This is a genomic window from Rhizobium sp. L43 (assembly GCF_002531725.1).
Lineage (GTDB): Bacteria > Pseudomonadota > Alphaproteobacteria > Rhizobiales > Rhizobiaceae > Rhizobium.
This window is the reverse complement of record NZ_NWSQ01000028.1, coordinates 16,597-43,595: the sequence shown is the minus strand read 5'-3', so window position 1 is coordinate 43,595 and position 26,999 is coordinate 16,597. Positions and strand designations below refer to the sequence as shown.

The 26,999-nt window shown below is 63.1% G+C and carries 21 protein-coding genes and 1 pseudogene; 14 read left to right on the top strand and 8 right to left on the bottom strand.

Translation table 11 applies throughout. The features are described 5' to 3' along the window. Positions 1-5 precede the first annotated feature (5 nt). From CO667_RS27580 to CO667_RS27545, 8 genes are all read left to right on the top strand, one after another. The gene (locus tag CO667_RS27580) at positions 6-1,139 is read left to right on the top strand and encodes an ABC transporter permease (RefSeq protein WP_097621383.1); all 1,134 of its coding nucleotides are present in this window, start codon (positions 6-8) and stop codon (positions 1,137-1,139) included. Continuing rightward, positions 1,129-2,178, top strand: coding sequence for an ABC transporter ATP-binding protein (locus CO667_RS27575; protein WP_097621381.1), 1,050 nt, complete (start codon positions 1,129-1,131; stop codon positions 2,176-2,178). Before CO667_RS27580 ends, CO667_RS27575 begins: the two co-directional genes overlap by 11 nt. Next, on the top strand, positions 2,178-3,236 hold the full coding sequence (locus CO667_RS27570; protein WP_179874228.1) for an oligopeptide/dipeptide ABC transporter ATP-binding protein: 1,059 nt from the start codon (positions 2,178-2,180) through the stop codon (positions 3,234-3,236). The genes CO667_RS27575 and CO667_RS27570 overlap by 1 nt, the downstream gene beginning before the upstream one ends. After that, entirely contained in the window at positions 3,236-4,069 is an 834-nt protein-coding gene (locus CO667_RS27565; protein WP_097621377.1) for a 5-deoxy-glucuronate isomerase, read from the top strand. The genes CO667_RS27570 and CO667_RS27565 overlap by 1 nt, the downstream gene beginning before the upstream one ends. A 69-nt stretch (positions 4,070-4,138) precedes the next feature. Continuing rightward, positions 4,139-6,001, top strand: coding sequence for a glycosyl hydrolase (locus CO667_RS27560; RefSeq protein WP_097621375.1), 1,863 nt, complete (start codon positions 4,139-4,141; stop codon positions 5,999-6,001). A 29-nt stretch (positions 6,002-6,030) separates the two neighbouring features. Then, positions 6,031-6,849: a TIM barrel protein gene (locus CO667_RS27555; RefSeq protein WP_097621373.1), complete on the top strand. Its 819-nt coding sequence runs from the start codon at positions 6,031-6,033 to the stop codon at positions 6,847-6,849. A gap of 4 nt (positions 6,850-6,853) precedes the next feature. Continuing rightward, entirely contained in the window at positions 6,854-7,870 is a 1,017-nt protein-coding gene (locus CO667_RS27550) for a hydroxyacid dehydrogenase (protein WP_097621371.1), read from the top strand. Continuing rightward, positions 7,867-9,345, top strand: coding sequence for a mandelate racemase (locus tag CO667_RS27545; RefSeq protein ID WP_097621369.1), 1,479 nt, complete (start codon positions 7,867-7,869; stop codon positions 9,343-9,345). The genes CO667_RS27550 and CO667_RS27545 overlap by 4 nt, the downstream gene beginning before the upstream one ends. A gap of 465 nt (positions 9,346-9,810) precedes the next feature. Here the strand turns inward: CO667_RS27545 and CO667_RS27535 are convergent, their stop codons facing one another. The 3 genes from CO667_RS27535 to CO667_RS27525 all read right to left on the bottom strand — a co-directional run bounded on the left by CO667_RS27535 (position 9,811) and on the right by CO667_RS27525 (position 15,411). Then, on the bottom strand, positions 9,811-10,992 hold the full coding sequence (locus tag CO667_RS27535) for a patatin-like phospholipase family protein (protein WP_097621368.1): 1,182 nt from the start codon (positions 10,990-10,992) through the stop codon (positions 9,811-9,813). A 172-nt stretch (positions 10,993-11,164) separates the two neighbouring features. Continuing rightward, the gene (locus tag CO667_RS27530) at positions 11,165-14,311 is read right to left on the bottom strand and encodes an efflux RND transporter permease subunit (protein WP_097621366.1); all 3,147 of its coding nucleotides are present in this window, start codon (positions 14,309-14,311) and stop codon (positions 11,165-11,167) included. After that, positions 14,311-15,411, bottom strand: a complete 1,101-nt coding sequence (locus tag CO667_RS27525; RefSeq protein ID WP_097621365.1) for an efflux RND transporter periplasmic adaptor subunit — start codon at positions 15,409-15,411, stop codon at positions 14,311-14,313. Before CO667_RS27525 ends, CO667_RS27530 begins: the two co-directional genes overlap by 1 nt. A 206-nt stretch (positions 15,412-15,617) precedes the next feature. Between CO667_RS27525 and CO667_RS27520 the strand changes: the two genes are divergently transcribed. From CO667_RS27520 to CO667_RS36010, 6 genes and pseudogenes are all read left to right on the top strand, one after another. Then, complete coding sequence (locus CO667_RS27520; protein ID WP_097621363.1) at positions 15,618-16,304, top strand: response regulator; 687 nt, start codon at positions 15,618-15,620, stop codon at positions 16,302-16,304. 2 nt (positions 16,305-16,306) lie between these two features. After that, entirely contained in the window at positions 16,307-17,611 is a 1,305-nt protein-coding gene (locus tag CO667_RS27515) for an ATP-binding protein (RefSeq protein ID WP_097621361.1), read from the top strand. A gap of 76 nt (positions 17,612-17,687) precedes the next feature. Then, on the top strand, positions 17,688-19,142 hold the full coding sequence (locus CO667_RS27510) for an efflux transporter outer membrane subunit (RefSeq protein ID WP_097621359.1): 1,455 nt from the start codon (positions 17,688-17,690) through the stop codon (positions 19,140-19,142). A 152-nt stretch (positions 19,143-19,294) separates the two neighbouring features. Next, positions 19,295-20,137: a DUF3313 domain-containing protein gene (locus tag CO667_RS27505; RefSeq protein WP_179874227.1), complete on the top strand. Its 843-nt coding sequence runs from the start codon at positions 19,295-19,297 to the stop codon at positions 20,135-20,137. A gap of 68 nt (positions 20,138-20,205) precedes the next feature. Continuing rightward, the gene (locus tag CO667_RS27500; protein WP_097621357.1) at positions 20,206-20,562 is read left to right on the top strand and encodes a hypothetical protein; all 357 of its coding nucleotides are present in this window, start codon (positions 20,206-20,208) and stop codon (positions 20,560-20,562) included. A gap of 174 nt (positions 20,563-20,736) precedes the next feature. Then, positions 20,737-20,901 (top strand): annotated as a pseudogene (locus tag CO667_RS36010) (BA14K family protein); the annotation flags it as partial. A 33-nt stretch (positions 20,902-20,934) separates the two neighbouring features. Here the strand turns inward: CO667_RS36010 and CO667_RS27490 are convergent. Genes CO667_RS27490 through CO667_RS27470 form a run of 5 tightly spaced genes read right to left on the bottom strand, consistent with a single transcriptional unit; the run spans position 20,935 to position 26,845 of the window. Next, a complete protein-coding gene (locus tag CO667_RS27490) occupies positions 20,935-21,771 on the bottom strand; it encodes a CoA ester lyase (protein WP_097621355.1) in 837 nt (278 codons plus the stop codon). Further along, positions 21,768-22,220: a MaoC family dehydratase gene (locus CO667_RS27485; RefSeq protein WP_097621354.1), complete on the bottom strand. Its 453-nt coding sequence runs from the start codon at positions 22,218-22,220 to the stop codon at positions 21,768-21,770. Before CO667_RS27485 ends, CO667_RS27490 begins: the two co-directional genes overlap by 4 nt. Further along, entirely contained in the window at positions 22,220-24,085 is a 1,866-nt protein-coding gene (locus tag CO667_RS27480; RefSeq protein ID WP_097621353.1) for an acetyl/propionyl/methylcrotonyl-CoA carboxylase subunit alpha, read from the bottom strand. Before CO667_RS27480 ends, CO667_RS27485 begins: the two co-directional genes overlap by 1 nt. Positions 24,086-24,092: 7 nt before the next feature. After that, positions 24,093-25,703 carry a carboxyl transferase domain-containing protein gene (locus tag CO667_RS27475; protein WP_097621352.1) on the bottom strand — a complete coding sequence of 537 codons (1,611 nt, stop codon included), beginning with the start codon at positions 25,701-25,703 and terminating at the stop codon, positions 24,093-24,095. Next, entirely contained in the window at positions 25,700-26,845 is a 1,146-nt protein-coding gene (locus CO667_RS27470; protein WP_097621351.1) for an acyl-CoA dehydrogenase family protein, read from the bottom strand. Before CO667_RS27470 ends, CO667_RS27475 begins: the two co-directional genes overlap by 4 nt. Between the last annotated feature and the right edge of the window lie 154 nt (positions 26,846-26,999).

Sequence of the window (26,999 nt, the reverse complement as noted above, 5' to 3'; positions counted from 1 at the left end):
TAGATATGACCGATCAAGCCATCGCGCTGCAGCCCGAAGTGATCCAGAATTCCGACGCCGTCGCCGGGCAGTGGAAACTCATCTGGCGGCGCTTCTGTCGCCATCGGCTGGCGCTCGCCGCCGGCGTCGTCATCTTTTTGATCTACATGGTCGCCCTGTTTGCCGAGGTTCTCGCGCCTGTTTCATCGCAGACCTATGATTCCCGCTACACCTATGCGCCGCCGCAGCAGATCAAGTTCGCCGGCTACGACGCGTCGGGGCAATTTCATCCGCTCTATGTCAACGGTTATTCGATGAAGGTCGACCCGATCGCGCTCAGCCGCAATTACGTGGCCGATCCGGCCGTCGTCATTCCCATCGGCTTCTTCGTCAAGGGCGAACCTTACCGGCTTTGGGGCCTGTTCGATCTCGACCGGCACCTGATCGGCCCGACCGAGATGGGCAAACCCTTCTACCTGTTCGGCGCCGATCGGCTCGGCCGCGACGTCTTCAGCCGAACGGTCCACGGCACGCGGGTTTCGATGTCCGTGGGCCTCATCGGGGTCACCATCAGCCTCATCCTCGGCATCATTCTGGGCGGTATCTCCGGCCTCTACGGCGGCTGGGTGGACGATGTGATCCAGCGGTCCATCGAACTCATCAATTCCATCCCGACCATCCCGCTGTGGATGGGCCTTGCGGCGGCCGTTCCGATCAGCGCCGATCCGATTCTGGTCTATCTCTGGATCACGATCATCCTGTCGCTGATCGGCTGGACCGATCTGGCGCGGGTGGTGCGCGGGCGCTTCCTGTCGCTCAAGACGGAAGATTTCGTGATCGCCGCCCGTCTCGATGGCTGCTCGCAGATGCGCATCATCTGGCGGCATATGGTGCCGTCCTTCATGAGCCACATCATCGCCTCGGTGACGCTCGCCATCCCGACGATGATCCTCGCCGAAACCGCGCTCTCCTTCCTCGGCATCGGCCTGCGTCCGCCTGTCGTGAGCTGGGGCGTGCTGCTGCAAGAAGCGCAGAACATTCTCGCCGTCTCGAGCGCGCCCTGGCTGTTTCTTCCGGGTATCGCGGTGATCGTCACGGTGCTCGCCCTCAATTTCCTCGGTGATGGATTACGCGATGCTGCAGATCCCTATGAATACTGATCCCAATTTTGCCGTTGCCAGCGGCCGGCACGGGGATCGCGACCCGCTGATCGAGGTCGTTGATCTCACGACGCATTTCTTCGGTGGTGCGGGCACGATCAAGGCGGTCGACGGCGTCTCCTTTTCCATCCCGCGCGGCAAGACGGTCTGCGTCGTCGGCGAATCCGGTTCGGGCAAGAGCATCACTGGCCGCTCGATCCTCAACCAGGTTCCGCGCGGAGGGCGGATCGTCTCGGGCACAATCCGCTACCGACCCGATCCGGCAGCACCCTCGGTCGATCTGGCGGCGCTCGATCCGCGCGGCCACGATATGCGGGCGATCCGCGGTGCCCAGATCGGCCTGATCAGCCAGGAGCCGATGGCAGCCCTTTCGCCCGTCCACACGATCGGCAACCAGATGGTGGAAGTGATCCGCCTGCATCTGAAGATGGGAAAAAAGGAGGCGCGCGAACATGCGATCGAGACCTTGGCCCTGGTCGGTATTCCCAGGCCGGCCGAGCGCATGGAAAGTTATGCCTTCCAGTTTTCCGGCGGCATGCGCCAGCGCGTCTGCATTGCGCTCGCGCTCGCCTGCCGCCCAAAACTGTTGATCGCCGACGAGCCGACGACGGCGCTCGATGTGACCACCCAGGCCAATATCCTCGATCTGCTCGCTTCGCTGCAGGCCGAATTCGGGCTCTCGGTGCTGTTCGTCACCCATGATCTCGGCGTGGTGGCCGAAATCGCCGATGAGGTCGTCGTCATGTATGTCGGCCGGGTCGTGGAGGCAGCGGATGTCGACACGATCTTCCACGCACCTGTTCATCCCTACACCAAGGCGCTGCTGCAATCGGTGCCGCGCATGCATGGGCAACCCACCGAACGGCTGGCGATCATCGACGGCATGGTGCCCTCGCGTTTCAACCGACCCCAGGGCTGCAGCTTTCATCCCAGGTGCAAGGAGGCGAGGGCGGGCCTGTGCGACCAGCGGGATCCCCAACCCGTCGCCATCGGCGACGGGCATGTCGCCAGCTGTCTGCTTTACGAAGGAGGACGATGATGGTCGATCCCGTGAGCCAACGAAGCCCGCTGCTCGAACTGAACGATCTCAGGATGCATTTCCCCATTCGCAAGGGCGCATTCCGGCGCGTGGTCGGCCACGTCAAGGCGGTCGACGGCGTTTCGCTTCGCGTCGAGGATGGCGAAACACTCGGCATTGTCGGGGAATCGGGCTGCGGCAAGTCCACGCTTGCCCGCACGGTCCTGCGCATCTATCAGCCGACGAGTGGCGAAATCCGCTATCGCAACCGCAGTGGCGGTACGGTCGATCTTGCGGCTTTGTCGGGGTCTGCCCTCGACGAAATCCATCGCGACCTGCGCATTGTGTTTCAGGACCCGCAATCTTCGCTCAATCCGCGCCTTCCCGTCATCGACATTATCGGTGAGGTGCTTGGTGTCAACGGCATCGCCAAGGGCCGGGAGCTCGAGCACCGGGTGGCCGACCTCATGCAGAGCGTCGGCCTGCGGCCCGAATACATGCACCGCTATCCGCACGCGTTTTCCGGCGGTGAACGCCAACGCATCGGCATCGCCCGGGCGCTGGCCTCCAATCCGCGCCTGGTAATCGCCGATGAGGCCGTCTCGGCGCTCGATGTCAGCGTGCAGGCACAAACCATCAACCTCCTGCAGGATCTGCAGGAACAGTTCGGCCTGACCTATCTCTTCGTCGCCCACGACCTTTCGGTCGTCCGGCACATCTCGGACAACATTGCCGTCATGTATGTCGGCCGGGTCGTCGAAAAAGCGCCGACGGAGCAGATCTTCTCACGCCCGCTCCATCCTTACACCGAAGCGCTGCTCTCGGCTGTGCCGATCGCCGATCCGAGGATGCGCCGCCACGGCCAGCGCATCCGGCTGGCGGGTGAGGTCGCCGATCCCGCCCATCCGCCTCCCGGCTGCGCATTTCATCCGCGCTGTCGCTACGCCACAGAGCTTTGCAAGCAGGAGGTGCCGGGCTTACGCACCGTCACCACCGATGGGCATGCAGTAGCCTGCCATCATGCCGAATCCTTGTCGCTTAATCCCTTCGCCGACCGTACCGTTCCGGAGTTAAATTGATGCCCGAATTCATTCCACGCTCCGAGCAGCGTCCTATTGTGGATACCTCCTCCACGACGCTCGATCTCATCTACTTCGATCTCGTCACGCTCGCCTCCAACGAGCAGGACATCCGGCGGCTGCCCGTGCACGAAAGCCTCTACGTCGTGCTGTCGGGTCAGGTGGATATCGAGGTGGATGGCATCATGTTCGAAGCTGTGGGCCGGCGAGCCGATATCTGGGGAGGCGATGCGGACTCGGTTTACGTGCCGGTCGGCGCCAATGTCCGGATATCGGCTCACGGCGGACCTGCGGAAGTCGCGATCGCCGGCGGTCTCTGCGACACGCGCTACGCCCCGTTCCGAGTGACGCCTGATGAGGTTGACGCGGTCAATGTCGGCTCGTCTGACACCCACAGCCAGCGGCGGATCGTCCACCTGCTCGGCCAACGGCAGAACGGGCGCTGCGGCAACCTGCTGGTGAGCGAACTCTATGCCGGCGAGGGCTGCTGGTCCGGCTATCCCCCCCACAAGCACGATACCGAAGACGGCGACGTCGAGACCCGGCACGAAGAACTCTATCACTACCGCTTCCAGCCAGAGACCGGCTTCGGCAGCCAGATCACCTATGACGAAGACGGTCCGGTCAAGATCCTCATGACCCGCAACGGCGACACAGTCCTGGTCGACCGGGGTTACCATCCGACGGTCACCTCGCCGGGGCACCGGGGCTATATCTTCACCATTCTCGTCGGCAAGCATCGCCGCGGGCTGATCCAACGCTTCGATCCCGCCCATCAGCATCTGACCAAAACCATCCCCGGCATCGATGCGATGCGCGACAAGTTCAAATAATCCGGCTCCTGGCCTCGTGCGCCGGCATTGCGGCGCACTGCCAAACGTCCGCCCAAGGAGAGACGACCCATGCGTGAACGTACGCGAATAAACGTTGATGCCAGTGAAGCGGTACGCCCGTTCAACCGGTTCTGGCGCGGCACCGGCTTTTCGCCGGCCGAGCTTCTGCTCGAGCCCGAGATGCGCCAGATGCTTGCCTATATTGGCGGCCTGCCGAATGAAGGCATCCGGTTCCTGCGCGTGCATTATCTCTACAACCTGCTGAGCGCGAAGGGCGGGGCCGGCTACGACTGGTCGCTGCTCGACCGCGCGCTCGACGTGATGATCGAACACCGGCTGAAGCCGTTCTTCGAGCTGATGGGCAACCCGTCGGGCCTGTTCACCGATTATGAGGACATGGATCAGGTCAAGCGCTGGCGGGATCTCGTGACGGCAACAGTCGACCGTTATGGCGCGCGTTACGGCATGGACGAGTTGCGGACATGGTATTTCGAAACGACGAATGAGGCCGACTCCGGCTGGTGGACCTACGGGATCAAGGGTTACACCAACTACTACGACGCCTGCGTCGCCGGGCTCGATGCCATCGATCCCAGCCTGCCGATGGGCGGGCCTGGCACCGCCCGCACGCTCTCGCCGATCTTTCGCGCCCTCATGGCCCATTGCGACAGCGGCACGAGCTGCCTCAGCGGTGACGGCCCGCCGCGCATCGATTACATCTCGATCCATGAAAAGGGCGTCAACGGCAGCAAGGAAGACCTGACCCCGAAAACCAACGCCATCGTCGATCGCACGCTTCTCGTCGTCGACTATCTCAAGGAGCATCACCCGCGCCTGGCGGGCCTTCCCATCATCAATGATGAATGCGATCCGCAGCTCGGCTGGAGCGATCATCATAGCTGGCACGGCAAAGCCTATTACGCCGGCATCATCGCCCGCATCATCGAACAGCACGACCGGCGCATCATCGCCCCGAAAGCAGCGAATTTCACCTTCCTCAGCAATGACCACGCCTTTATCGGCGGCTGGAGCCAGCGCACGATCTTTGCTTATTTCGGTTCGCGCAATTTCACCAAGGCGCAGTGGGAGCACAAGACCAATCTGGATATGCTGGTCACGGATGTCGACAGCGCGCCCTTCGACATCATCAAGAAGCCCGGCCTCACATCGATGGAACTGCTGGCAACGCTTGGCGATACCGTCTGCAAGGTGACGGCCGAACCGCCGCTTGCGCCCGACCAGGATGGCCTGGCGATCCTGCCGACGCGGCTGCCGGGCGGCGGTGTTTCCATCAGCCTCATCCATAGCGTCGATGCCATCAACCGTTCGGGCCGGACCGCCGTCCGTCTCGAAGTGAGCGGCCTGGTTCCCGGCCGGCATGCGCTTTGTCTGCTGCGCATCGATGAGGAATTCACCAATCCGATGGAGGTCTGGGAGGCCCAGCGCGACGAAAGCAACCCGCGCGGCCCCTTCGAGCCGGTCGGCGCGCCGCCCGCACCTGATGAAGCGCAGTTTGCCGAGCTGCGCCGGGCGCAGGAGCCCGCCTTGCTGCACCCGATCAGCACCGTCGACTGCGACGACGGCCGGATCAGTGTCGATCTCGATGTGCCATTGCCGTCGCTGACGCAGGTGCTTGTCGTTCCCGATATCGGCGCGCCGCCGGCGGCACCAACCGGCCTCGTCGTCGAACGCTACCTCGGTCTCGGCGGCCGGGAGGAACGCATGCTGTTCTGGGCCGCCGGCGATGCCGGCCCTGCCATTTTCTACGATGTCCTGGCCGGCACCGGCGGCGGGACGTTTGAAAAGGTCAGTCCCGCGCCGCTAATCTCGACGGCATTCCTGCATATGTCGCCGCCACAGGGCGTGCGTTATGCGGTGTGCGCCCGCGATGCATTCGGCCGCCGCAGCGAGCTTTGTATCGCCCGCTCATGAACAGCGCCTTTCTCTCTGGGATCTGATCCATGGATATCGCCTATTTCACCAAGACCCTGGAGGACTTGCCGCTCGAGACGGCGGCCGAGATCACCGCCGGTTTAGGATTCGATTGCGCCGATCTTCTCATTCGAGACGGCCACGCCGTTTCCCCCGACAGGCCGGAGGAGATCGTCAATGCCGTAAAACTCTTTGCCGCGGCCGGCCTGCGCACGCCGATGGCGACCATCGATTCCACACGGCCCGACGAGGCCGCATCCCGGCTCCTCGGCTGTTGCGGCGATGCTGGCATCAGCCAGGTCCGGCTTGGTTTTTGGCGTTATGACCCAACGCGGCGCTGGCAGGTCCAGGTCGATGAGGCGCGGCGTGATCTCGACGGCTTCGAGCACCTTGCCGAACGGATCGGCATCAAGCTGACCATCCAGCTTCATGGCGGGACCCTGCACAGCTCGGGCGCACTGGCGGTGCAATTGCTGGCTGGGCGCGATCCCACCAGGATCGGCGCCTATGCCGATCCGGCCAATCAGATCATTCGCGAGGGAAGCGAGGACTGGCGTTTGAGCCTCGATATTCTCGATCCGTGGTTCTGCTGCATGGGCGTCAAGAACAGCGGTTGGTTCCCCGGCGCTTACGGAGCCCATGGCCAGCGCGCATGGCACTCGGACTGGTACGGGCTCGACGAAGGCATGGTGCCCTGGAACGACATCGTCCCGCATCTGGTGGCGACCGGCTTTGCCGGGGTGCTGTCGATGCATTCACAATACCGGGTTCCCCGGCAACAGGCGCTCGACAAAGCCCGCGCCGATCTTGCCCATCTCAGGCGCCTGGTCGCCGCAGCGAAAGAGTAGAATCATGAACGAACAGGCTCCCGTCATCGCCGTATTGCTGACCGAAAAGACTCGCCGGATGATGCTGGACGATGCGGCGATCGCCCAGTTGAACGCCCTTGGCGAGGTGCGTTGGCCGACTACCGCCACAATCGATGCCGGCGATCTCGACCAACTGCTGCAAGGGGCGACGGCCTGCCTCACCGGATGGGGCACGCCGCCCTTCGACGCCGCCGCGCGCCAGCGCCACCCGCACCTTGCCCTCGTCGCCCATTCGGCAGGCAGTGTCCGCACACTGGTCCCGGCGCGTCTGTTCGACGATGGCCTTCGTGTCTCTCATGCCGCCTCGAAAATTGCCGCCTCGGTTGCCGAATTCGTCGTCGCCGAAGCGCTTCTCGCCATGCGCGGCATTCATCGGCTGCATCATCACTTGCGCAACGGAGGCGAATGGCTCGACGTCCGCGCCGCCGTGCCGCAGAGATTGCTGGGCGCCAGAACGGTCGGCATCGTCGGCGCCGGATATGTGGGCCGGGCGGTCATGCGCCTGCTTGTTCCCTTCGGTTGCCGCGTGCTGGTCGTCGATCCCTTCCTTGACGACAGCGAGGCCGCAGCACTCGGCGTTTTCAGAGCCGGGCTGAACGATATGCTGGCTCAGGCCGACGTGGTCTCTATGCATGCGCCTGTCCTGCCTGAAACGCGTCAGATGATCGGTGCCCGCGAACTGGCGCTGCTGCGCCCCGGTGCGCTGTTCATCAATACGGCGCGCTCGCAGCTGGTCGACGAGGCAGCGCTGCTCGCCGAGATCCGCTCCCGCCGCATCGAGGCCGCACTCGACGTCTTTGACGACGAGCCGTTGCCTCCCGATAGCCCTTTCCGTGATCCCGCCCTGGCCAATGTCACGATTTCACCGCATGCTGCCGGCCATACTGAAGAGGCGCATTTCGCTCAAGGGCAGGCCATGGTGGATGAGATCGGCCGACTGCTACGCCGCGAACCGCTTCAACACGAAGTGACCCGCGCCATGCTCGACCGCATGGCATGAGCATGGACAGAAGCATTGGAGGTTTCGTGACGGCGCCACGCATCAGAATTGTCGAGATCGATGCCTTCGAGCGCGATATCAGCCTGCGCTTGCCGTTCCGCTTTGGTGCGGCCACCCTTGAAAAGGCGCCGCAAGCCTTCCTCAGGGTCCGTGTCGAGGATGAAAAGGGGCGAACCGCCATTGGCGGCGCGGCGGAGATGATGGTGCCGAAATGGTTCGACAAGGATCCGGCGCTGACCCCGGCGCAAAATGTCGATCAGTTGCGCGCCTCGATCCGCACCGCTGCGGCTGCGTCGCTCGAGCCGTCTGCGCCGGCGACTTTATTCGCCGCCGCTCGCCTGAACGAGATGGAGACCGTGCGGCGCCTGCCCGGAAATCCGCTGGCCGCCGGTTTCGGCCCGTCGCTCATCGCCCGCGCTGCGCTCGATGCCTATTGCCGTCTTGTGGGGCTTTCCTTCTTCGAGGCGGTGCAGCGCAACCTCGTCGGCATCGGCGGCCGCATGCTGCCCCGCGATATCGACGCGGACGCCGCCTCGGCGGTGCTCGCCGATCTTCGCCCCGCCGGCGCGATCTCGGCCCGGCATACGATCGGGCTTCTCGACCCGATCACCGAGGGCGATATCGTCCGGCCCGTCGACGACGGCCTGCCGGAAAGCCTCGAGGCGGTGATAAGGCGCTATGGCAATCGCTGGTTCAAGATCAAGCTTTCGGGCGCGACCGATGCCGATATCGACCGCCTGATGAGGATCGCCGCCGTGCTGGACCGGGTGCCCGACTACCGGTTGACGGTCGACGGCAACGAACAGTTCGGCTCTGCCGAACAGCTCGCCGCCTTGCTGGCGCGGATCGAGGAGACGCCCCGGCTGGCGAGGCTGCGTGCCGCCATCGCCTTTGTCGAACAGCCGTTCTCACGCCTGATCACTATGGAAACACCGCTCGGCGTTCTCGCCGCACAATTGCCCTTCCTGATCGACGAGAGCGACGACGGCGACGAGGCCTTCGCCCGTGCCCGGGGGCTCGGTTATACCGGCGTCTCCTCGAAAACCTGCAAGGGCATCTACCGCTCGCTGATGAAGGCGATTCGCATCAGAACCGGAACCGTGCCAGGACTGTTTCTCTCGGGCGAGGATCTGACCTGCCAGGCCGGGCTTGCCGTGCAGCAGGATCTGGCGCTGGTCTCGCTGCTCGGCCTCTCCCATGTCGAGCGCAACGGCCATCACTACGTGGCCGGCATGCAAGGTGCGCCGCAGGCGGAGAAAGCGCGCTTTGCCGCTGCCCATTCCGATCTCTACGAGCAGGGTGCCGATGGACCGCTGCTCTCGATCAGCGACGGCCGGATTGCCATCGCTTCGCTCGGGGCGGTCGGCTACGCGAGCGGCCCATTGCCCGATTTCGAAGCGATGACGCCCTCGTCTGCATGGGAGGCAGGAGTGCTGCCGTGCAACTGTTCGATCTATTCGGAAAACGTGCCCTGATCACCCGGCGCATGTGATCAATCACCCCGTTCCTCCAATTGAAATGTCTTCCGATAGAGCATCGCGCTCTATTCGAACATTTTCTATGCGGCCTGATCGAATCCTAAGCCATAGGAAGTCCGCAATTGAGATGTAATGATTTTGAATAAAAAACTGAATAAATGTAATAACTCGGTCGCGACAGAAAGTACAATAATAAAGAAATTCCGAATTGAAATTGAGAAGTTGCCGCGATATCGCGGAGTATAGGTTTTTCCGCTCCGTGAAACGGCAACGGAGAATATTTCGATGTGCCTTGGACACACGACACTCCGGATTGACTGAGGTCGTACTCTAATAGCCGTGCGGATGTTAAGCGCGGTTAAGGAAGTGTAAAGTTTGGTAAAGCTTCTTCTGCGGCGCAGGCGAAGCATCACCACACCCATCGGCATGAGCAGCCCGATGTTACCGCGACGCGTCGCTCGATTAGCGAAAAACCGGACTGTCTCTCCACAAGGTTCCAGCCATGAGCTCCGCGTAGCCGAGATTATAGACAGCGCGCATATAGCCGGTGTTGAACGGATCGAGCATGGAATAGGGAACTTGCACGTCGATTGAGGCGAGATGGAAACGCGCGCCTGTCAATTTCGAATAGTTATAGAGAGCCGTCAGTGCACTCTGCGTCTGGGATTTGACGAAAATGGAGAAGGCTCTTGCGACCACGGATAACGTCTTGTCGGGCGTCTTGGCGAATTCGGGCATGAGCGCGTTGTTGATGATCACATAGAAATTAACGGCCGCCCGCTTTGTCGGACCGAGGCGATGGGAGCTTGTCAGGAGAGCCTGTGGGAGCATGAGGACTTGAGAGGCGGAGCCGCCATCCGAGTGCATTTCCTCGAAGTGGCGTCCTCCGGACTCGGCCTTGATCATCACTGAGGGATAAACGCCCGGTATGCTTGCCGAGGCCACCATGATGTCCTGAAACAGCCTCAGCGCATCCGGCCGGCCGCTGGTTGCGATGGCGCCCATGTTCCAGACGACGGCTCTCTGCGTGTCGAGGTTGGTCGTCAGAACGAGGAGACGACGGCCTTTGCAATGCTCGGCCGCAACCTGCCGCAGGATTGCCGGCGTGATGAACTGCTCGACCATTCGCCGCAAGGGATCGGCTCTCAGCAGGCTTGGGCCGAACAATCCGCCGGCTCGTTTGCTGCGGGCGAGCTCTTCGGCGACGCCGCTCGTGTAGAGATGCACCAGAGTATCGTCATAGGCCGATCCGAGGAAGGCAAAGGGCGCGATCAGAGCACCCGTGCTCACGCCCGTCACGACATCGAACCGGGGGCGTGTTTTCATCACGCTCCATGCGGAAAGCACGCCGACGCTGAAGGCGCCGCCGGCGCCGCCACCTGAAATCATCAATGCGTCGACGCGATCCCGCCTGGTTGCCGGTTCCCAATCGAGGATGTCTTTCGGCGCTTCGTCGAGCCGGGCATCCAGATAGGTTCGAATCTCGCCATAACCGGCAATCGAAGCCGTTTCCGCTTCCTTCGCATCGAGCGCCCTGTCCATGATCTCGGTGCATCCGGACAGGACAAGCGCGAAGGAGAGCAAGGCGACAAGGGCTCGCACCAGGCTCTTCCCCAGTCGCCTGGTTGCGGGGAGGTCCGACATTATGCCGTCTCCATCGAATGGCAGGACGCGCAGGCGGCATGACGCCGCCTGCGGGGGGACACGTCCCGCGGCCTTGTTCCGGGGGGAGGAACTCGACCGAAGAGGTTGACGATCGCCAGGCGTCGTCCGTATCGGGTGCGACACCGTCTGGCCAATAATCCGGCGAGCGCAGTCATCTCTGACCTTGCCCTCGCTTGGAAAGTTCGGGCTTGAAAGTGATCGCTGCGCGATCGTTGGATGCCTGCGGTTCGGCGTCGGTGGTTTCACGCCCGGCCCGGTGCACGAGGCGCTTGAGTGCCTCGTTGAGATCGTCGACGAAGGTGAAGATGACAGGGATGACGATGAGGCTGAGCAGCGTCGACATCATCACCCCGCCGATCACCACGATCGCCATCGGCTGCCGGAAGCTGGAATCGCCGCCGGTCAGGCTGAGGGCGACCGGCAGCATGCCGGATGCCATGGCGATCGTGGTCATGATGATCGGCCGGGCGCGCTTGTGGCAGGCATCCACAAGGGCATCGAACCGGGGCATGCCCTGGTGGCGCGACATGATTGCGTATTCGATGAGAAGAATCGAGTTCTTCGTCACCACGCCCATCAGCATGAGCAGCCCGATGACAGCCGACATCGAGAAGCTGGTTCCGGTCAACACCAGCGGCAGGAGCGCGCCGCCGAGCGAGAGCGGCAGAGCCATCAGCAGGGTGAACGGCTGCAGGAAGTCGTGGAAGAGCAGGACGAGGATCGCGTAGATGCAGAACACCCCGATCGCCATCGCCAGGCCAAAGCTCTGGAACAGTTCCGAACTGCGCTGAAGTTCACCCTGTTCGACGAGGGTGACGCCCGACGGCAGATGCTGAAGCGCCGGCAGCGCCTGCGCCTCGCGGTTGACATCGCCCAGGATGCGGCCGTTGAGCTCGACCGATACGGTGACGTTGCGCATCCGGTCGATGCGGTCGATCTCGGAGGGACTGCCGCCGATCCGGATATCGGCGATCGATCCGAGATCGACATTGCCGTTCGTTCCCACAACCCGCATGTTCTTGATGTCGTCGAGCTTCGTGCGTGTCTCGGGGCTGAAGCGGACGACGATGGGAACCTGGCGCTGCGGCAGGTTGAGCTTCGGCAGATCGGCGGAATAATCGCCATTCGTCGCCACGCGCACAGCCTCGGCGATGGCGTTCGACGTCACTCCGAGCGCTGCTGCGCGCGCGAAGTCGGGCGTGATCTGGATCTCCGGCGCTTGTCTCGCCGCGGTCGACGTCACCGCGCCGATGCCCTGCAGCGTTCGGAGTTGCTCTTCCAGCGCCGTGCTTGCGCTGTCGAGTGCGTTGGCGTCGTCACTGGCAAGGGTGATCTCGAGCTTCGTGCCGTTGCCGCCGCCGCCGACCGCGACCCGCACGCCTGATAGGACCGAGAGCGCCTGCCGGATGTCGTTTTCGATTTCCGATTGCTTGCGGTCGCGCTCGCCGATGGGTGAGAGCACGGCGACGATCGTCGCCGATCCGACGCTGCTCGTCGTGCTGGTGTCGGGGCCGCCGCCCTGGGATGCGGAACCGACCGCGGAAAAGACATGCGTCACGTCCTGCAGCTTGCCGACGATATCGGCGGCCTGCCTGGTCGCGGCGTCCGTCTGCTCGATCGTGGCGCCCGGCTGCACGGTGAGCGTGATCTGGGCTCGCGCGTCGTCGGAAGCGGGCAGGAAGCCGGATTTCAGCAGCGGGATGGTGGCGAGCGAAAGCGCGACGACGACGGCGGTCAGGGCCACCGTGGTCTTCCTATGGTTCATGGCGGCTTTCACGATCGCCATATAGGCACGCATGATGCGGCCATCCTTTTCCTCTGTCGGATGAGCCTTCATGAAATAGGCGGCCATCATCGGCGTCAGCAGGCGTGCGACGACGAGCGAGACAAGGACGGCGACCGCGGCCGTGATGCCGAACTGGCGGAATATCAGTCCCGGTATACCGCTCATGAAGGCCGTCGGCAGGAAGACCGCAACCAGCGTGAAGGTGGTGGCGATGACGGCGAGCCCGATCTCGTCGGCCGCCTCCAGAGCGGCGTCGATCGGCCGTTTGCCCATCTGCAGGTGGCGGGCGATGTTCTCGACTTCGACGATGGCGTCGTCGACGAGGATGCCGACGACGAGCGACAGCGCAAGCAGGGTGACGATATTAAGGCTGAAGCCGGCCAGGTACATGACGAGGAAGGTCGGTATGACGGACAATGGCAGCGCCACCGCCGACAGGACCGTCGCACGCCAGTCCCGAAGGAAGAGCCAGACGACGACGATCGCCAGGATCGCTCCTTCGTACAGCATGTGCATCGAGCCGTCGTAATTGTCGAGGATCGGCCCGATGGTGCTGTAGGCTTCCTCGATCTGGACGTTGGAATGCTTGGCTGCGAACTCTTTCATTGCCGTGTCGACATCGGTCGAGACACCGCTGTCGGAAAACCCATTCGAGCGCTTGATCTCGACGGCGATCACCGGTTTGCCGTCGAGATAGGCCATCGAGGATCGCTCGGCGAAGCTGTCGGTGACGGATGCGACGTCATCGAGGCGAACCTGCTGTCCGTTTGCCAGGGGAATTCGCAATTCCTTCAGGGCATCGACCGAGGCTACGGCGCCGAGCGTGCGTAATGTCTGCCGGGTGCCGCCGATTTCTCCGAGGCCGCCCGACGTATCGGCCTGAACCGATTTCAACTGCGCCGACACAGTGGTCGCCGTGACGCCGAAGGCGGCCATCGTCGTCGGATCGAGATCGACGTGAACCTCGCGGTCGACGCCGCCGATGCGGTTGACCTGCCCGACACCCGGCACCGACAGCAGCGCCTTGGTCAGATCATTGTCGATGAACCAGGAGAGCTCGGTTTCATTGAGGGTGGCAGACTGGACGGCATAGGTGACCAGCGCCGAATTCTGCACCGTAACCTTGGTGACGCTCGGCGTCTGCATCTGCGCCGGCAGATCGGCCTTGGCGCTGTCCACGGCATTGCGGACTTCGTTCAAGGCGGTTTCGCTGTCCTTCTCCAGTTTGAAGGAGACGCTGATCGACACCGTGCCGTCGGTGATCGTCGTGGTGATGTGATCGAGATAGCTCAGCGAGGCAAGATTGTCCTCGATCGTGCGGGCGACCTCCGTCTCCAGCTGCGAAGGTGCTGCGCCGTCGAGCGTCGCGGTCACTTTGATGGTCGGGAGGTCCATATCGGGGAAATTCTGGATCGGCAGGTGTTTGAAAGCCAGCAAACCGCCGACGGCAAGCATCGCAAAGAGCAGGATCGCCGGGACGGGATTGCGGATCGAAAATGCGGAAAAGTTCATCAGCCTTCTCCCGCAATCTTCACGAGATCGTTGTCCGACAGAAATGCTCCGCCCGACGTCACCACCCGCGCCGACTTATCGATGCCGGAGACGATTTCGACTTCGCCGGCGTTGCGGCGGCCGGTCTCCACCCGCACCCGTCTTACCCGCTTGTCCTCGCCGGCCGCAAAGACGTAGTTGATCCCGTCGCGGAACACGATCGCCGTCTCCGGAACCGTCAGCGCCGGCGTGGTCCTGAGTTCGATCGTGCCGGTGACGTAAAGGCCGGTGCGCGGGTGAACGTCCTGGGGAAGCGCGACATAGACGATCGCCCGGCTCGTATTGGTGTCGACCGACGGTCCGACGAGCCTCACCTTGCCCTGAATGCGGCGCCCGTCCGGCCCGTCGATGTCGACGCTCAATCCTTCTGAGATGCGCGAGAGATAGCGGGCGGAAACCTCCGCCTGCCATTCGACCCGCTGCTGGCGGACCATACGAAACAGCTCGGTGCCGGAGGAGACGACCGCGCCGAGCTCGGCCGAGCGCGAGGTGATCAGACCGTCGTCGACGGCCGTGACCGTCGTCTGGTCGAGCTTGATCTTCTGGCTGTCGAGTGCCGCCTTTTCAGAGGCAAGACTTGCTGTCGCCGTCTGTTCGTCGGCGAAATATTCGACGATCTTCTCATCCGAGAGGGCGCCTGAGGGCTGAAGCTGGCGTGCCCGATCCGCATTGGCCTTCGCCTTTGCGAGCGTCGCATTGGCGGTCGCGATGGCCGCCTCCTGCTTGCGAAGGTCGGCCTGTACGCTGTCCTGCGACAACAGGACGAGGGTCTGCCCTTTCTTAACCACGGAGCCGACATCGGCCAGGATTTCGGTTATGCGCAGGCCACTCGTCTCGGAAGCGATAATGGCTTCCTGCCAGGGCTTCAGCCAGCCGCTTGCGGGAACGGTTTCCGGCCAATCCCGCTCGGCCGGCGTCACCAGCGAGACGGTGAGGGCCGGCGCAGCGGCTTGATCCGCCGCGGCACTGCGCAGCGGAAACAGAAGCACCGCCGCAACAACGGCGGTGGCGAATATGCCAGACGGTTTTCTCAACGATGCACTCCTTGTGGTCAAAGACATCGCTGCCTTTGACCGATCCGCGCCAACTCGACGGATGATTGTTGCTCATGCGCGGCAACCGGCCTCGGCGCGCGTCTATGTCATGGCAGGATAAGTAACGGGACGAACGTTAAGTGCGGTCAAGTTAGTGTTAAGTTAGGTAAAACTCGCTCCCACGACGGTGTTTGTGCTGTATGGCTTGACGGGATTAATGACGGACGAAGTGAATGAACAAGGTTCTCCTCATCGACGACGATGCCGAGCTGACGACGCTTCTGCAGGAATATCTGGTCGAAGAAGGATATGACGTCGTAACGGATACGGACGGCCGCGCCGCCATTGCGGCTGCCGCCGGCAATACGGTCGATATTATCGTGCTCGACATCATGATGCCCCGGATGAACGGGATCGAGGTTCTGCAAAGGATCCGGAAGCTCAGCCAGGTCCCGGTGCTGATGCTGACCGCAAGGGGCGATGACGTAGACAGGATATCGGGTCTCAATCTCGGCGCCGACGACTATGTGCCGAAGCCGTGCTCGCCGGGCGAGCTGGCGGCGCGGCTGCGCGCCATCCTTCGCCGCGCCGGTCAGCCGGCGACCGGCGCGTCCACCGATACCGTAAGGGCGGGACAGCTCGTGATCCATCCGGGCAGCAGGATCGCCGAATGGCGCGGAGAAAGCCTTGACCTGACCGGCACCGAATTCAGCCTGCTCGAGGTGCTTGCCCGCAGCGCCGGCCAGCTTGTGTCGAAGCAGGAGATTTCGAAGCGGGCCTTCGGCAAGCCGCTGACCCCGTTCGATCGCCGTATCGACGTCCATATCAGCAGCGTGCGCCAGAAGCTCGGCCTGAGGGAGGACGGGCAATCCTGGATCCAGTCCGTTCGCGGCCAGGGCTATCAACTTCTCGTGGACTGACCATGCCTAGGCTTTTCTGGAAGTTTTTCGCGACGATCTGGCTGACGCTGGCAACGACGCTCGCTGTCATCATCGTGATCGTCAACCTCTTTCAAATTCCGCCCCCCGGCCGCGATCGGGAATACCAGGAGCGGGCGATCATTCTGACGCTGACGGCGAATGTGCTTGCAAGGGATGGCGAGGACGCCGCCGCGCGCTTCATCCGCACAAGTGAGGAGACGGTGCCGCTGGGCCTGACGCTGTCGAAAACCACGGAGTTGCTTGCCTGCGGAGACGAGGGCTCGGCAGAGACGAAGTCCATCCTGAAGGACGGAATCTGCTACCGGATCTCCGTGGCGCCGGAAGCGAACTTCCTTCTCAACATTGTCGACAACCTGGCTCTGCTGGTGCCTTGGCTTTCGATTTTCGTTTCGAGTACCGTCGCTGCCGCAGCACTCGCCCGCTATCTCATTCGCCCTGTCGTGCACCTTCGCGATGGCCTGAGCGCGCTTGCTCATGGCCGCTTCGACGTCCGTATCGGCGACCAGATGGCCGGCCGCAGGGACGAGGTCACCGCACTTGCGCATGACTTCGATTCCACCGCCGCGCGGCTTCAGGAGCTTCAGAATGCGCAGCAGAGGCTGTTCCACGACGTCTCCCATGAATTGCGCTCGCCCTTGTCCCGCCTGCAGGCCGCTGTCGGTGTGCTCCGGCAGAGCCCGGCGAAGCTTGGCGCCATGCTGGATCGCATGGACCGGGAGGTCGAACGGCTCGATGCGCTGGTCGGCGAAGTTCTGACGCTCGCCAGGCTGACCGCGGGATCCGGCCTGCCGCTGAAAACCCAGGCTCTGGATGTCATCGAACTGCTGAACGAAATCCTCGGCGACGCGGCATTCGAAGCCCAGACGCGGGATGTCTCGATTACAAAGAGCGTCGACGGCGCCTTCCGCGCCGAGGTCGAAGGCGAGCTGATCTACCGGGCGCTCGAAAACGTCGTGCGCAACGCCGTCAAGTACACGGCCGAACATTCGGGCATATCCGTGTCTTGGGAGGCGGCGGCCGAGCGCCTCAAAATCTGCGTCACCGATCAGGGGCCGGGCGTCAGGCGCGACGAACTCGAGCGCATCTTCCAGCCGTTCTCACGCGGGAAAGAGGCCGTGCCGAGAGGCGGATACGGCCTGGGTCTCGCCATCACCCGGCAGGCCGTCGAGCGCCATGGCGGGCGGGTGCATGCATCCTTGCCCGACGGCGGCGGACTGGCCATCACAATCGAGCTTCCGCGGCGGCCGACGTCTCCTGGTTCGGCTGACCCTCGCGATTTTACCTAACTTTACAGTTTCTTAACCGCTGTTAACGCTGGCCTCGCTAAGCCTGACCCACGATCCCGGTTCAGGAAGCTCGCCAGTGTATCCGTCGCTCTCTACAAGACTATCATCGCTCCGCTACGCCGCATCCGCCCTCACGCTGCTGCTCGCAGGCTGCGTCAGCGGGCCGGATCATGTTCCCCCTGAGATGCCGCTCCCCGCCAAATTCGCAGAGGGTGGCAGCAAGAGCAACGGCGATGTCGCGACGGCTGAGTGGTGGACGGCCTATCGCGACAAGCGGCTCGACGGCCTGGTGGCCCATGGCCTCAGCGAGAACCTCGATGTGCTGCAGGCGCTCGAGAGCATCAACTCGGCTTCCGCCAATGTCACGGTTGCCGGCGCCGGCGCTCTGCCGAGCCTCAGTGTCGATGCATCGCACACGGTATCCGGCGAGAAGGGGCGGCTCCGCACGACGGTCGGCACCACCAACACGACGGCCGGCGGGGCCAGCCTTTCCTGGCTGCTCGACGTCTTCGGCCAGTACCGTCGCTCGAAGGAGAGCGCCATCGCCTCGCTGGGGGCCGCCTATGCGACGGCCGACAATGCAAAGCTCACCTTCCTGAAAGACCTGGTCGAGAGCTATATCGACGCCCGCTACTATCAGGAGCGCATTGCGCTTTCACAGGCGAGCTTGAAATCCCGCCAACAGACTTACGAACTCACCCAGCTGCAGCTGAAGGCAGGGGCCGCCTCCCGCCTCGACGTCGTTCAGGCCGAGGGTCTGGTACAGTCGACGAAGTCCGACATTCCCGGCCTCGAACAGAGCTTCACCGAATCGGCCCATCACATTGCCACTCTGCTCGGGATGCCGGCGGCCTCGCTGATGGGCGAGCTGCAGAAAAGCCCCGGCCAGCCGGTCTTCCGCGGCGACATTCGCGCCGGCATTCCGGCCGATCTCATCCGCAACCGTCCCGACATAAGAAAGGCCGAACGCGAGCTGGCGGCGGCCGTCGCCGATATCGGTGCTGCCGAAGCCCAGCTTTATCCGTCGATCTCGCTCTCCGGTTCGATTTCGCCGAGCTGGGTCAAATCATCGGGCGCCAGCGGTGCAAGCCTGACCAGCTGGTCCTTCGGGCCGACGCTCAACCTGCCGATCTTCGACGGCGGTAAATTGCGGGCGAATGTCGATATCGAGAAGTCCGATGCCAAGACCCAATATCTCGCCTGGAAAGCGGCGGTACTGAACGGGGTCGAAGAGGTGGAAAACGCGTTGTCGGCGGTTCGCCGCGACACCCAGACACTGGCGCCGCTGCGCAGGCAGGTGCAGACGGCTCAGGAATCGCTGGCACTGTCGACCACGAGCTACAAGGACGGCGCCTCGTCGCTGCTCGACGTCCTCGACGCGCAGCGTTCGGTCTCCGATGCTGAGGCAAGCCTAGCCGCCACCGTGCAGCAGGTCGCCAAGGATTATGTCGATCTCTACGTCGCCATCGGCGCCGGTTACCTGCCTCCGCAACAGCAGGTCGTCTCCGAGCGAACGGCGAAATCGGGCTGATCGGCCACCCGCCACCCCGCGGCGGCGCAAGTCAAACGGCGCCCGCGGGTCTCGGATTTCAATATTTTACCCAACTTTACACCGGCTTTACCGCCATTAACGCTGGCCTCTCTAAAAGCTGAATCCATGATCCCGGTTCAGAAGATTCGCCGATGACCCCCAATATCCGACCAGCAGAAGTGCCTATGCGGGCGGCAATCTGCGCCGTCCTCCTCGCTTTGCTCTCCTCCTGCACGAACGTACCCCTGCAGCAGGGCACTTCCCTCGGCTCCTATGCGGGAATGGCCGCGTCGGGCGGCTCTCTGACGAAGGCAAAATTGCGCGTGAATTCGCCAGCGGTTCTTGCCGCGCAAACGGTACGCATCGTTCCGACGGTGGTGGAGAATGCCGGCGGCGGTTCTTTCGACGCCAAGGACCTGGCGCTCCTGAGCAATGCCGTCGACCGGGCGCTGTGTATGGGCCTCATCGACCGCTTCAAGGTCGTGGCTCCAAACCAGCCGGCAGATCTCGTCGTCCATGCGACCGTCACCGACATCGTCGCGACGAACCGTGCGGTTGCCGCGACCTCCACCGTCGCCACGCTCGGCGCTTCGGTGGCAATGGTTCCAATTCCCAGGATTCCGATCGGTCTCGGCGGCTTGTCGGTGGAAGCCGAAGCGGTCGGCCAGGACGGTACGCAGCAGGCGGCGATGATCTGGTCGCGCGGCGCGAACATGCTGACGACAAAGGCGCGGATATCCCAGGTCGGGGATGCCTATTCCCTGTCATCCGCATTCGGCGCCGATTTCAGCCGCATGCTGGTCAAGGGTCAGGATCCGTTCAAGGCAACGTCATCCATCCGGCTGATGCAGAAGATCAAGGCGTCGTTCGGCAGGGACCCGAAATACGACGCCTGCAAGGCCTTCGGACCTGCGCCCGGCATCAAAGGGGCGGTCGCCGGTCAGCTCGGTCTGCCGCCGAGCTGGAGCGACAAGGGCGCGACGGTCTCTCAATGACGGCAATTCTCAATTCACGCGCGGCGTAGCGGCTGCAGCATTTCAAAACCAGCAGAAAGGACATTGGCATGAAGACATATCTACGGCTTGCAGGAGCAGTGATTGCAGCGTTCGCGGCGAGCCCGGCATTCTCAGCGCAGGAACCGTTCCTGCCGTCCGAGAAGGCGGCCGCGATCCTCGCCGATGGGGCGCCCTGGTCGGCACTGGCGCCGGATGGCAAGGCCCTCAAAGTCACCCTGGCGAAGGACGGCACCGGAAGCATTCGTGGTCCGATGCCGTTTGCGCTCTCCATCAGCTGGACGGTCAAGGACGATGCGATGTGCATATCCGGCAAGATGGGTACGCACTGCCTTCGATTCCGCTCGGTTCCAGGAGGGCTTCAAGGCTGGGACGGCGACAAGCCGGATCTGAAATTCAGCCGTTGACGGCAGGGAGCACCTTTCAGAGATGCGCTGCAACATGAGGAGTTTTCGATGAAATATTTGCTGACCTTCGCCACGGTCTCGTTGCTTCTGGCAGCGCAATCGGCTGCCATGGCGCAAGTTCCGCCGCCCATTCCATTGCTTCCCGGCCCTCCGGGGCCACCACCCGTTATCATGCCGCCACCGCCCGATGCTCCTGCGCCATCGGAGGAATATTCGGATGACTATGACGGGAGACACTATGCTTGGTGCGCGCGCCGGTACCGGTCGTATTCAGCCTATGACAATAGTTTTCAGCCCTCCCGGGGACCGCGCAGGCAATGTTATTCCCCCTACGATTGAGCCGGCGTCCTTTCGAGCCCCCGGAGCGGCTGTCTAACGTCCGGCGGCCTTCAGGATGCGGAGGGCGAGCTTGTGATGCGGCAAATCCAGCATGCGTCCGTCAAGCTGGATGACGCCGGCGTCTGGCCTGGCGGCAAAGGCGGCGGCGACTTTCTCTGCCCAGGCGACCTCGGAAGCCTCAGGCGTGAAGGCGTGGTTGATCGTTTCGATCTGGCTTGGATGGATGGCCATCATGCCGGAAAAGCCGTCGCGCCGGGCACGGCCGACATAGGCCCTGAGACCGTTGAGATCGTGGAAATCGGGATAGACGGTGTCGATGGCCGGAACGGCGGTGGCGTGCGCCGCAAATAGAGTCAGCGAGCGGGCAAGCTCGAAAGGCGGCGTATAACGGCCATCCGTCCTGCGCGCGGTCGCAGCCCCCATCGCGGCGGGCAGATCCTCGGCACCCCAGGTCAAGCCGCAAAGGTTCGCCGCGACCTCCCGGTAGCTGCCGATTTCGAAGATCGCGGATGGTGTTTCGGTTGCGATCGGCAAAATGGGGATTTCAGATGCAAGAGAGCCTGCGAGCTTCAGCACGGAGGCCGCACCCTCGGCCTTCGGTAGCATGATCGCGAAAGGATGAAGGCCGCTCAGAGCGACAAGGTCGTCTTCGAATTCCGGGGAGGCGAGGGGATTGATGCGGATCAGCAGATGGGTGTCACCCGCTGGACGCAGGACGAAATCGTGCACGGCCCCGCGGGCTCGTGGCTTGTTGGCGGGCGCAACCGAATCTTCCAGATCGAGAATGACCGCATCGGCGCCCGAGGCGAGCGCCTTTTCGAAACGCTCCGGCCGGTCGCCGGGCACGAAGAGCAGCGAGCGCAGCTTCATGATGGCTTCACCTTCAGCATCGCCATGCGCAGGCACTGGCAGACGGTCTCGCCGCGCTGGTTCAGGGTGCTGTGCCGGAAAGTGACGATGCCGGCATCGGGGCGGGAGTTCGAGCGACGCAGTTCCGTCACCTCCGTTTCCACCCGCAGCGTGTCACCGATGAAGACCGGCTTCGGCATCGTCACCTTGTCGTAACCGAGATTGGCGACGAGCGTGCCGAGCGTGGTGTCGCCGACCGAAAGTCCGACGGTGAGCGCAAAGGTGAAGGTGCCGTTGACGACGATCCGGCCGAATTCGGTGCCGGCCGCATAGTCGGCATCGAGATGCAGCGGCTGCGGATTGTGGGAAAGCGTCGTAAACAGCAGGTTGTCGGTCTCGGTGACCGTGCGGCGGATCTCGTGGGCGATGCGGTCGCCGACCGTCCATTCGTCGAAATAGCGGCCGGCCATCAGTCCTGCTCCTTTATGACGGTGACGACCAGCTGGTTTTCCGAGACCCTGGTGCCGGTGGAAACCTGCAGTTTTCCGACAATGCCGTCGAAGGGCGCGCGCAGCGAATGCTCCATTTTCATCGCTTCGACCGTCAGCAGGCGGTCCCCCTTGGCGACATGATCGCCTTCGGCGACATCCACCGAAATGACGAGGCCGGGCATAGGCGACAGGATCGCGCCATCGCCTGGCCCATGGTTTGCTTCGACCCCGCTCGCGGCGGGCAGGCTGATCGGCCAGGCATTGCCAGCGTCAAAAAGCACCGTTGTTTCGTCCATCTCAAAGGCATTTGCTTCAAGGTCCGGGTGCGCGCGTCCCCAATAGAGGTGACCGTCGATGCGCACGCGCACCCGGTTGTCGTTTGGCCCGGCGATGCGAAAACCGGTCAGCGCCGACCAGGGATCATCGTCGGTTTTCTTCGAAAGCACCGTGGCGGCACGGTCGATGGCCGTTAAATCCGGCTCCGTCGCCACAAGGCTATCGTCGTGGCGGTCGAGGAAGCCGGTATCGATCCGGGCGGCGCGAAAATCCGGATCGACGGCGATGCGGGCAAGCAGGCCGGCATTGCATCTGACCGGCCAGACCTCGATGCCGGCACAGGCGGCTGCAAGCTTCGAAAGTGCGGCCTCGCGGGTCGCCCCATGGGCAATGATCTTGGCGATCATCGGATCGTAGAAGGCGGTGATCTCATCGCCCTGTTCGACGCCGCTATCGACGCGGACCGTTTGCGGCAGTCTGAGATGGTCGAGCCGGCCGGTCGAGGGCAGATAGCCGGCGGCGGGGTTTTCGGCATAGAGTCGGGCTTCGAACGCCCAGCCGTTCATGACGATCTCGTCCTGCGTTTTCGGCAGTGGCTCGCCGCTCGCGACCTTCAGCTGCCACAGCACCAGATCTTCGCCTGATATCGCTTCGGTAACGGGGTGTTCCACCTGCAGCCGGGTGTTCATCTCCATGAACCAGATCCGATCGGGACGCAGGCCCTCCGAGGCATCGGCGATGAATTCGATGGTGCCGGCGCCGACATAATTGACCGCTCTTGCTGCCTTGACTGCCGCATCGCAGATCGCAGCGCGGGTGGCGGCATCGAGACCAGGGGCGGGAGCCTCCTCGATCACCTTCTGGTGACGGCGCTGCAGTGAGCAATCGCGTTCGAAGAGATGCACGCAATTTCCGAGCTGATCGGCGAAGATCTGCACCTCGATATGGCGCGGATTGGCGATATAGCGTTCGATCAGAACGCGATCGTCGCCGAAGGCGGCGGCTGCCTCACGCCTGCAGGAGGCCAGAAGTTCGGCGAATTCTTGCGGACGGTCGACGCGGCGCATGCCCTTGCCGCCGCCGCCGGCAACCGCCTTGATCAGCACGGGATAACCGATGGTCTCGGCTTCCGCCGCCAGCCGCTCTTCGTTCTGGTCCGATCCAAGATAACCGGGGGTCACGGGCACGCCGGCTGCCTGCATCAATTCCTTGGCGGCGTCCTTGAGCCCCATCGCCCGGATGGCCGCCGGGGGCGCCCCGACCCAGATGATGCCGGCCTTTTCAACGGCCTCGGCAAAATCGGCATTTTCCGAGAGGAATCCGTAGCCCGGATGGATCGCAGCGGCGCCGCTCTTGCGGGCGGCCTCGAGGATGCGTTCCTGCGAGAGATAGCTTTCGCGGGCCGGCGAGGGGCCGATGGCAATCGCTTCATCAGCCTCTCTCACGAAGGGCAGGCCGGCATCGGCTTCGGAATAGACGGCGATGGTGCGGATGCCGAGCGATTTTGCGGTGCGGATGATGCGGCGGGCGATTTCGCCCCGGTTGGCGATGAGAAGGCTTTCCATCATCGCCGCCTCACATCCTGAACAGGCCGAAGTGCGGCCCTTTCGGGATCGGCGCATTCAGGCAGGCGGAAAAGGCAAGGCCCAACACGTCCCGCGTCTGGCTGGGATCGATGATGCCGTCGTCCCAGAGGCGGGCTGTGGCATAATAGGGATTGCCCTCGGCCTCGTAACCGGCGCGGATCGGCGCCTTGAAGGCCTCCTCCTCATCGGCTGGCCAATCTTCTCCGCGCGCTTCCATGGAGTCTCGGCGTATCGTGGAAAGCACGGAGGCCGCCTGTTCGCCGCCCATCACGCTGATACGGCTGTTCGGCCAGGTGAAGAGGAAACGCGGCCGATAGGCGCGGCCGCACATGCCGTAATTGCCGGCGCCGAAACTACCGCCGATGATGACGGTGACCTTCGGCACGGTCGCGGTCGCGACCGCCGTCACCAGCTTTGCTCCATCCTTGGCGATGCCGCCGGCCTCGTAACGGCCGCCGACCATGAAGCCGGAGATATTCTGCAGGAAAAGCAAGGGCACGCGGCGCTGGCAGGCGAGCTCGATGAAATGGGCGCCCTTCAGCGCGCTTTCGGAAAACAGCACGCCGTTATTGGCGATGACGGCGACCGGCATGCCCCAGATACGGGCGAAGCCGCAGACCAGCGTGGTGCCGTAGAGCGGCTTGAACTCGTGCAGTTCCGAGCCGTCGACGATCCGGCCGATGACTTCACGCACATCATAGGGCGAGCGCACGTCATCCGGGATGAGGCCGCAGAGATCCTCGGGATCGAGTTTCGGCGGCCGCGGTGGCTTGAGGTCGATATCGACTGATTTGACGCTGTTGAGGGTGCTCACGATATCGCGGACGAGCAGCAGCGCATGTTCGTCATTTTCCGCGACGTGATCGACGACGCCGGAGCGGCGGCCATGGGTCTCGGCGCCGCCAAGCTCTTCGGCCGAAATGATCTCGCCGGTCGCGGCCTTCACCAGCGGCGGGCCGGCGAGGAAGATGGTGCCCTGATTGCGCACGATGACCGTTTCGTCGGACATGGCGGGCACATAGGCGCCACCGGCGGTGCAGCTTCCCATGACGCAGGCGATCTGCGGAATGCCTTCGGCCGACATCTGAGCCTGGTTGTAGAAGATCGCGCCGAAATGGTCGCGGTCGGGAAAGACTTCGGCCTGATGCGGAAGATTGGCGCCGCCGCTATCAACCAGATAGAGGCAGGGCAGCCGGTTCTGCAGGGCGATCTCCTGCGCCCGCAGATGTTTCTTCACCGTCAGGGGGAAATAGGCGCCGCCCTTTACCGTCGCGTCATTGGCGACGATCATCACCTCGCGGCCGGAAACGCGGCCGATGCCTGATATGATGCCCGCACCCGGCGCCTCGTCGCCGTACATGCCGTTGGCGGCAAGTGCGCCGATCTCCAGGAAAGGGCTGCCGGCATCGATGAGGAGTTGAATGCGGTCACGCGGCAGCAGCTTGCCCTTGCCGGTGTGGCGTTCGCGGGCTGCTTGTGAACCGCCTTCGCGGGTCTTCGCCGAGCGCTCGTAGAGCTCGTCGATGAGCGCCCTGTTCTTGATTGCATTGGCCTTGAAAGTCTCGCTGTCGCGATCGATTGCCGAGGAAATCACCGTCATGATGCGATGAGCTCCCGGCCGATCAGATAGCGGCGGATCTCGTTTGTGCCGGCGCCGATATCGTAGAGCTTGGCGTCGCGCAAAAAGCGCTCGACCGGCCATTCCTTGGTATAGCCGGCGCCGCCGAGCGCCTGGATCGCTTCCAGCGAGACCTTAACGGCATTTTCGCTGGCAAAGAGGATCGCAGCGGCGGCATCGGTGCGTGTCGCCCGGCCGGCATCGCAGGCACGGGCGACGGAATAGACATAGGCGCGCGCCGAATTCAGCGCGACATACATGTCGGCGATCTTGCCCTGCATCAGCTGGAAATCGCCGATCGCTTTGCCGAACTGCTTGCGATCGCGAACATAGGGCAGCACAACGTCGAGGCAGGCCTGCATGATGCCGAGCGGTCCGGCGGCAAGCACGGCGCGCTCGTAATCAAGACCGGACATCAGGATCTTCACGCCCTCTCCCTCGCGGCCCATCAGCGCTTCGGCCGGCACCTCGCAATCCTCGAAGACCAGTTCGGCGGTATCGCTGCCGCGCATGCCGAGTTTGGAGAGTTTCTTGGAGACGCTGAAACCGGGCAGGCCCTTTTCGACGATTAAGGCGGAAATGCCTTTCGGGCCGGCTGCGGGATCGGTCTTGGCATAGACGACGAGCACATCGGCATGCGGCGCGTTGGTGATCCAAAATTTGGTGCCGTTCAGAATATAGCGGTCGCCTTTTTTCTCTGCACGCAACCGCATGGAGACGACATCGGAGCCGGAGCCCACCTCCGACATGGCAAGCGCGCCGACATGTTCGCCGGAGATCAGCTTCGGCAGATGGCGGCGCTTCTGCTCCGGCGAGGCCCAGCGGCGGATCTGGTTGACGCAGAGATTGGAATGGGCGCCGTAACTGAGCCCCACGGAGGCTGAGGCGCGCGAAACCTCTTCCATGGCGACAACGTGATCCAGATAACCGAGACCGGCGCCGCCGAATTCTTCCTCGACGGTAATCCCGTGCAGGCCGATTGCACCCATCTCAGGCCAGAGCTGGCGTGGAAATGTGTTGCTTTCGTCGATCTCCGCAGCCAGCGGAGCAATATGAGCGGCAGCAAACCGCGCCGTCGTTTCACGGATCGCGTCCGCGGTTTCGCCGAGCGAAAAATCAAACATGGCACTCCTCCCGCTGAAATATGTAGCGCGGGTTGCGGCGGGGTCAAAGTGCCCTTGAATGATACGGGGGAAGAGCCTTGCGAATTCTCGTCGAGGGCGCGTGAACGCCATTTTCTTGAAAAGATGGAAAATATGGAATATATGGAAATTAAAC

Coding starts and splice junctions, on each gene's coding strand:
- CO667_RS27470 (WP_097621351.1), bottom strand. CDS start 26,845: ATGTTTGATTTTTCGCTCGGCGAAACCGCGGACGCGATCCGTGAAACG.
- CO667_RS27570 (WP_179874228.1), top strand. CDS start 2,178: ATGGTCGATCCCGTGAGCCAACGAAGCCCGCTGCTCGAACTGAACGAT.
- CO667_RS27560 (WP_097621375.1), top strand. CDS start 4,139: ATGCGTGAACGTACGCGAATAAACGTTGATGCCAGTGAAGCGGTACGC.
- CO667_RS27480 (WP_097621353.1), bottom strand. CDS start 24,085: ATGATGGAAAGCCTTCTCATCGCCAACCGGGGCGAAATCGCCCGCCGC.
- CO667_RS27555 (WP_097621373.1), top strand. CDS start 6,031: ATGGATATCGCCTATTTCACCAAGACCCTGGAGGACTTGCCGCTCGAG.
- CO667_RS27575 (WP_097621381.1), top strand. CDS start 1,129: ATGAATACTGATCCCAATTTTGCCGTTGCCAGCGGCCGGCACGGGGAT.
- CO667_RS27545 (WP_097621369.1), top strand. CDS start 7,867: ATGAGCATGGACAGAAGCATTGGAGGTTTCGTGACGGCGCCACGCATC.
- CO667_RS27485 (WP_097621354.1), bottom strand. CDS start 22,220: ATGGCCGGCCGCTATTTCGACGAATGGACGGTCGGCGACCGCATCGCC.
- CO667_RS27535 (WP_097621368.1), bottom strand. CDS start 10,992: ATGTCGGACCTCCCCGCAACCAGGCGACTGGGGAAGAGCCTGGTGCGA.
- CO667_RS27490 (WP_097621355.1), bottom strand. CDS start 21,771: ATGAAGCTGCGCTCGCTGCTCTTCGTGCCCGGCGACCGGCCGGAGCGT.
- CO667_RS27580 (WP_097621383.1), top strand. CDS start 6: ATGACCGATCAAGCCATCGCGCTGCAGCCCGAAGTGATCCAGAATTCC.
- CO667_RS27550 (WP_097621371.1), top strand. CDS start 6,854: ATGAACGAACAGGCTCCCGTCATCGCCGTATTGCTGACCGAAAAGACT.
- CO667_RS27505 (WP_179874227.1), top strand. CDS start 19,295: ATGACCCCCAATATCCGACCAGCAGAAGTGCCTATGCGGGCGGCAATC.
- CO667_RS27520 (WP_097621363.1), top strand. CDS start 15,618: ATGAACAAGGTTCTCCTCATCGACGACGATGCCGAGCTGACGACGCTT.
- CO667_RS27530 (WP_097621366.1), bottom strand. CDS start 14,311: ATGAACTTTTCCGCATTTTCGATCCGCAATCCCGTCCCGGCGATCCTG.
- CO667_RS27515 (WP_097621361.1), top strand. CDS start 16,307: ATGCCTAGGCTTTTCTGGAAGTTTTTCGCGACGATCTGGCTGACGCTG.
- CO667_RS27565 (WP_097621377.1), top strand. CDS start 3,236: ATGCCCGAATTCATTCCACGCTCCGAGCAGCGTCCTATTGTGGATACC.
- CO667_RS27525 (WP_097621365.1), bottom strand. CDS start 15,411: ATGTCTTTGACCACAAGGAGTGCATCGTTGAGAAAACCGTCTGGCATA.
- CO667_RS27475 (WP_097621352.1), bottom strand. CDS start 25,703: ATGACGGTGATTTCCTCGGCAATCGATCGCGACAGCGAGACTTTCAAG.
- CO667_RS27500 (WP_097621357.1), top strand. CDS start 20,206: ATGAAGACATATCTACGGCTTGCAGGAGCAGTGATTGCAGCGTTCGCG.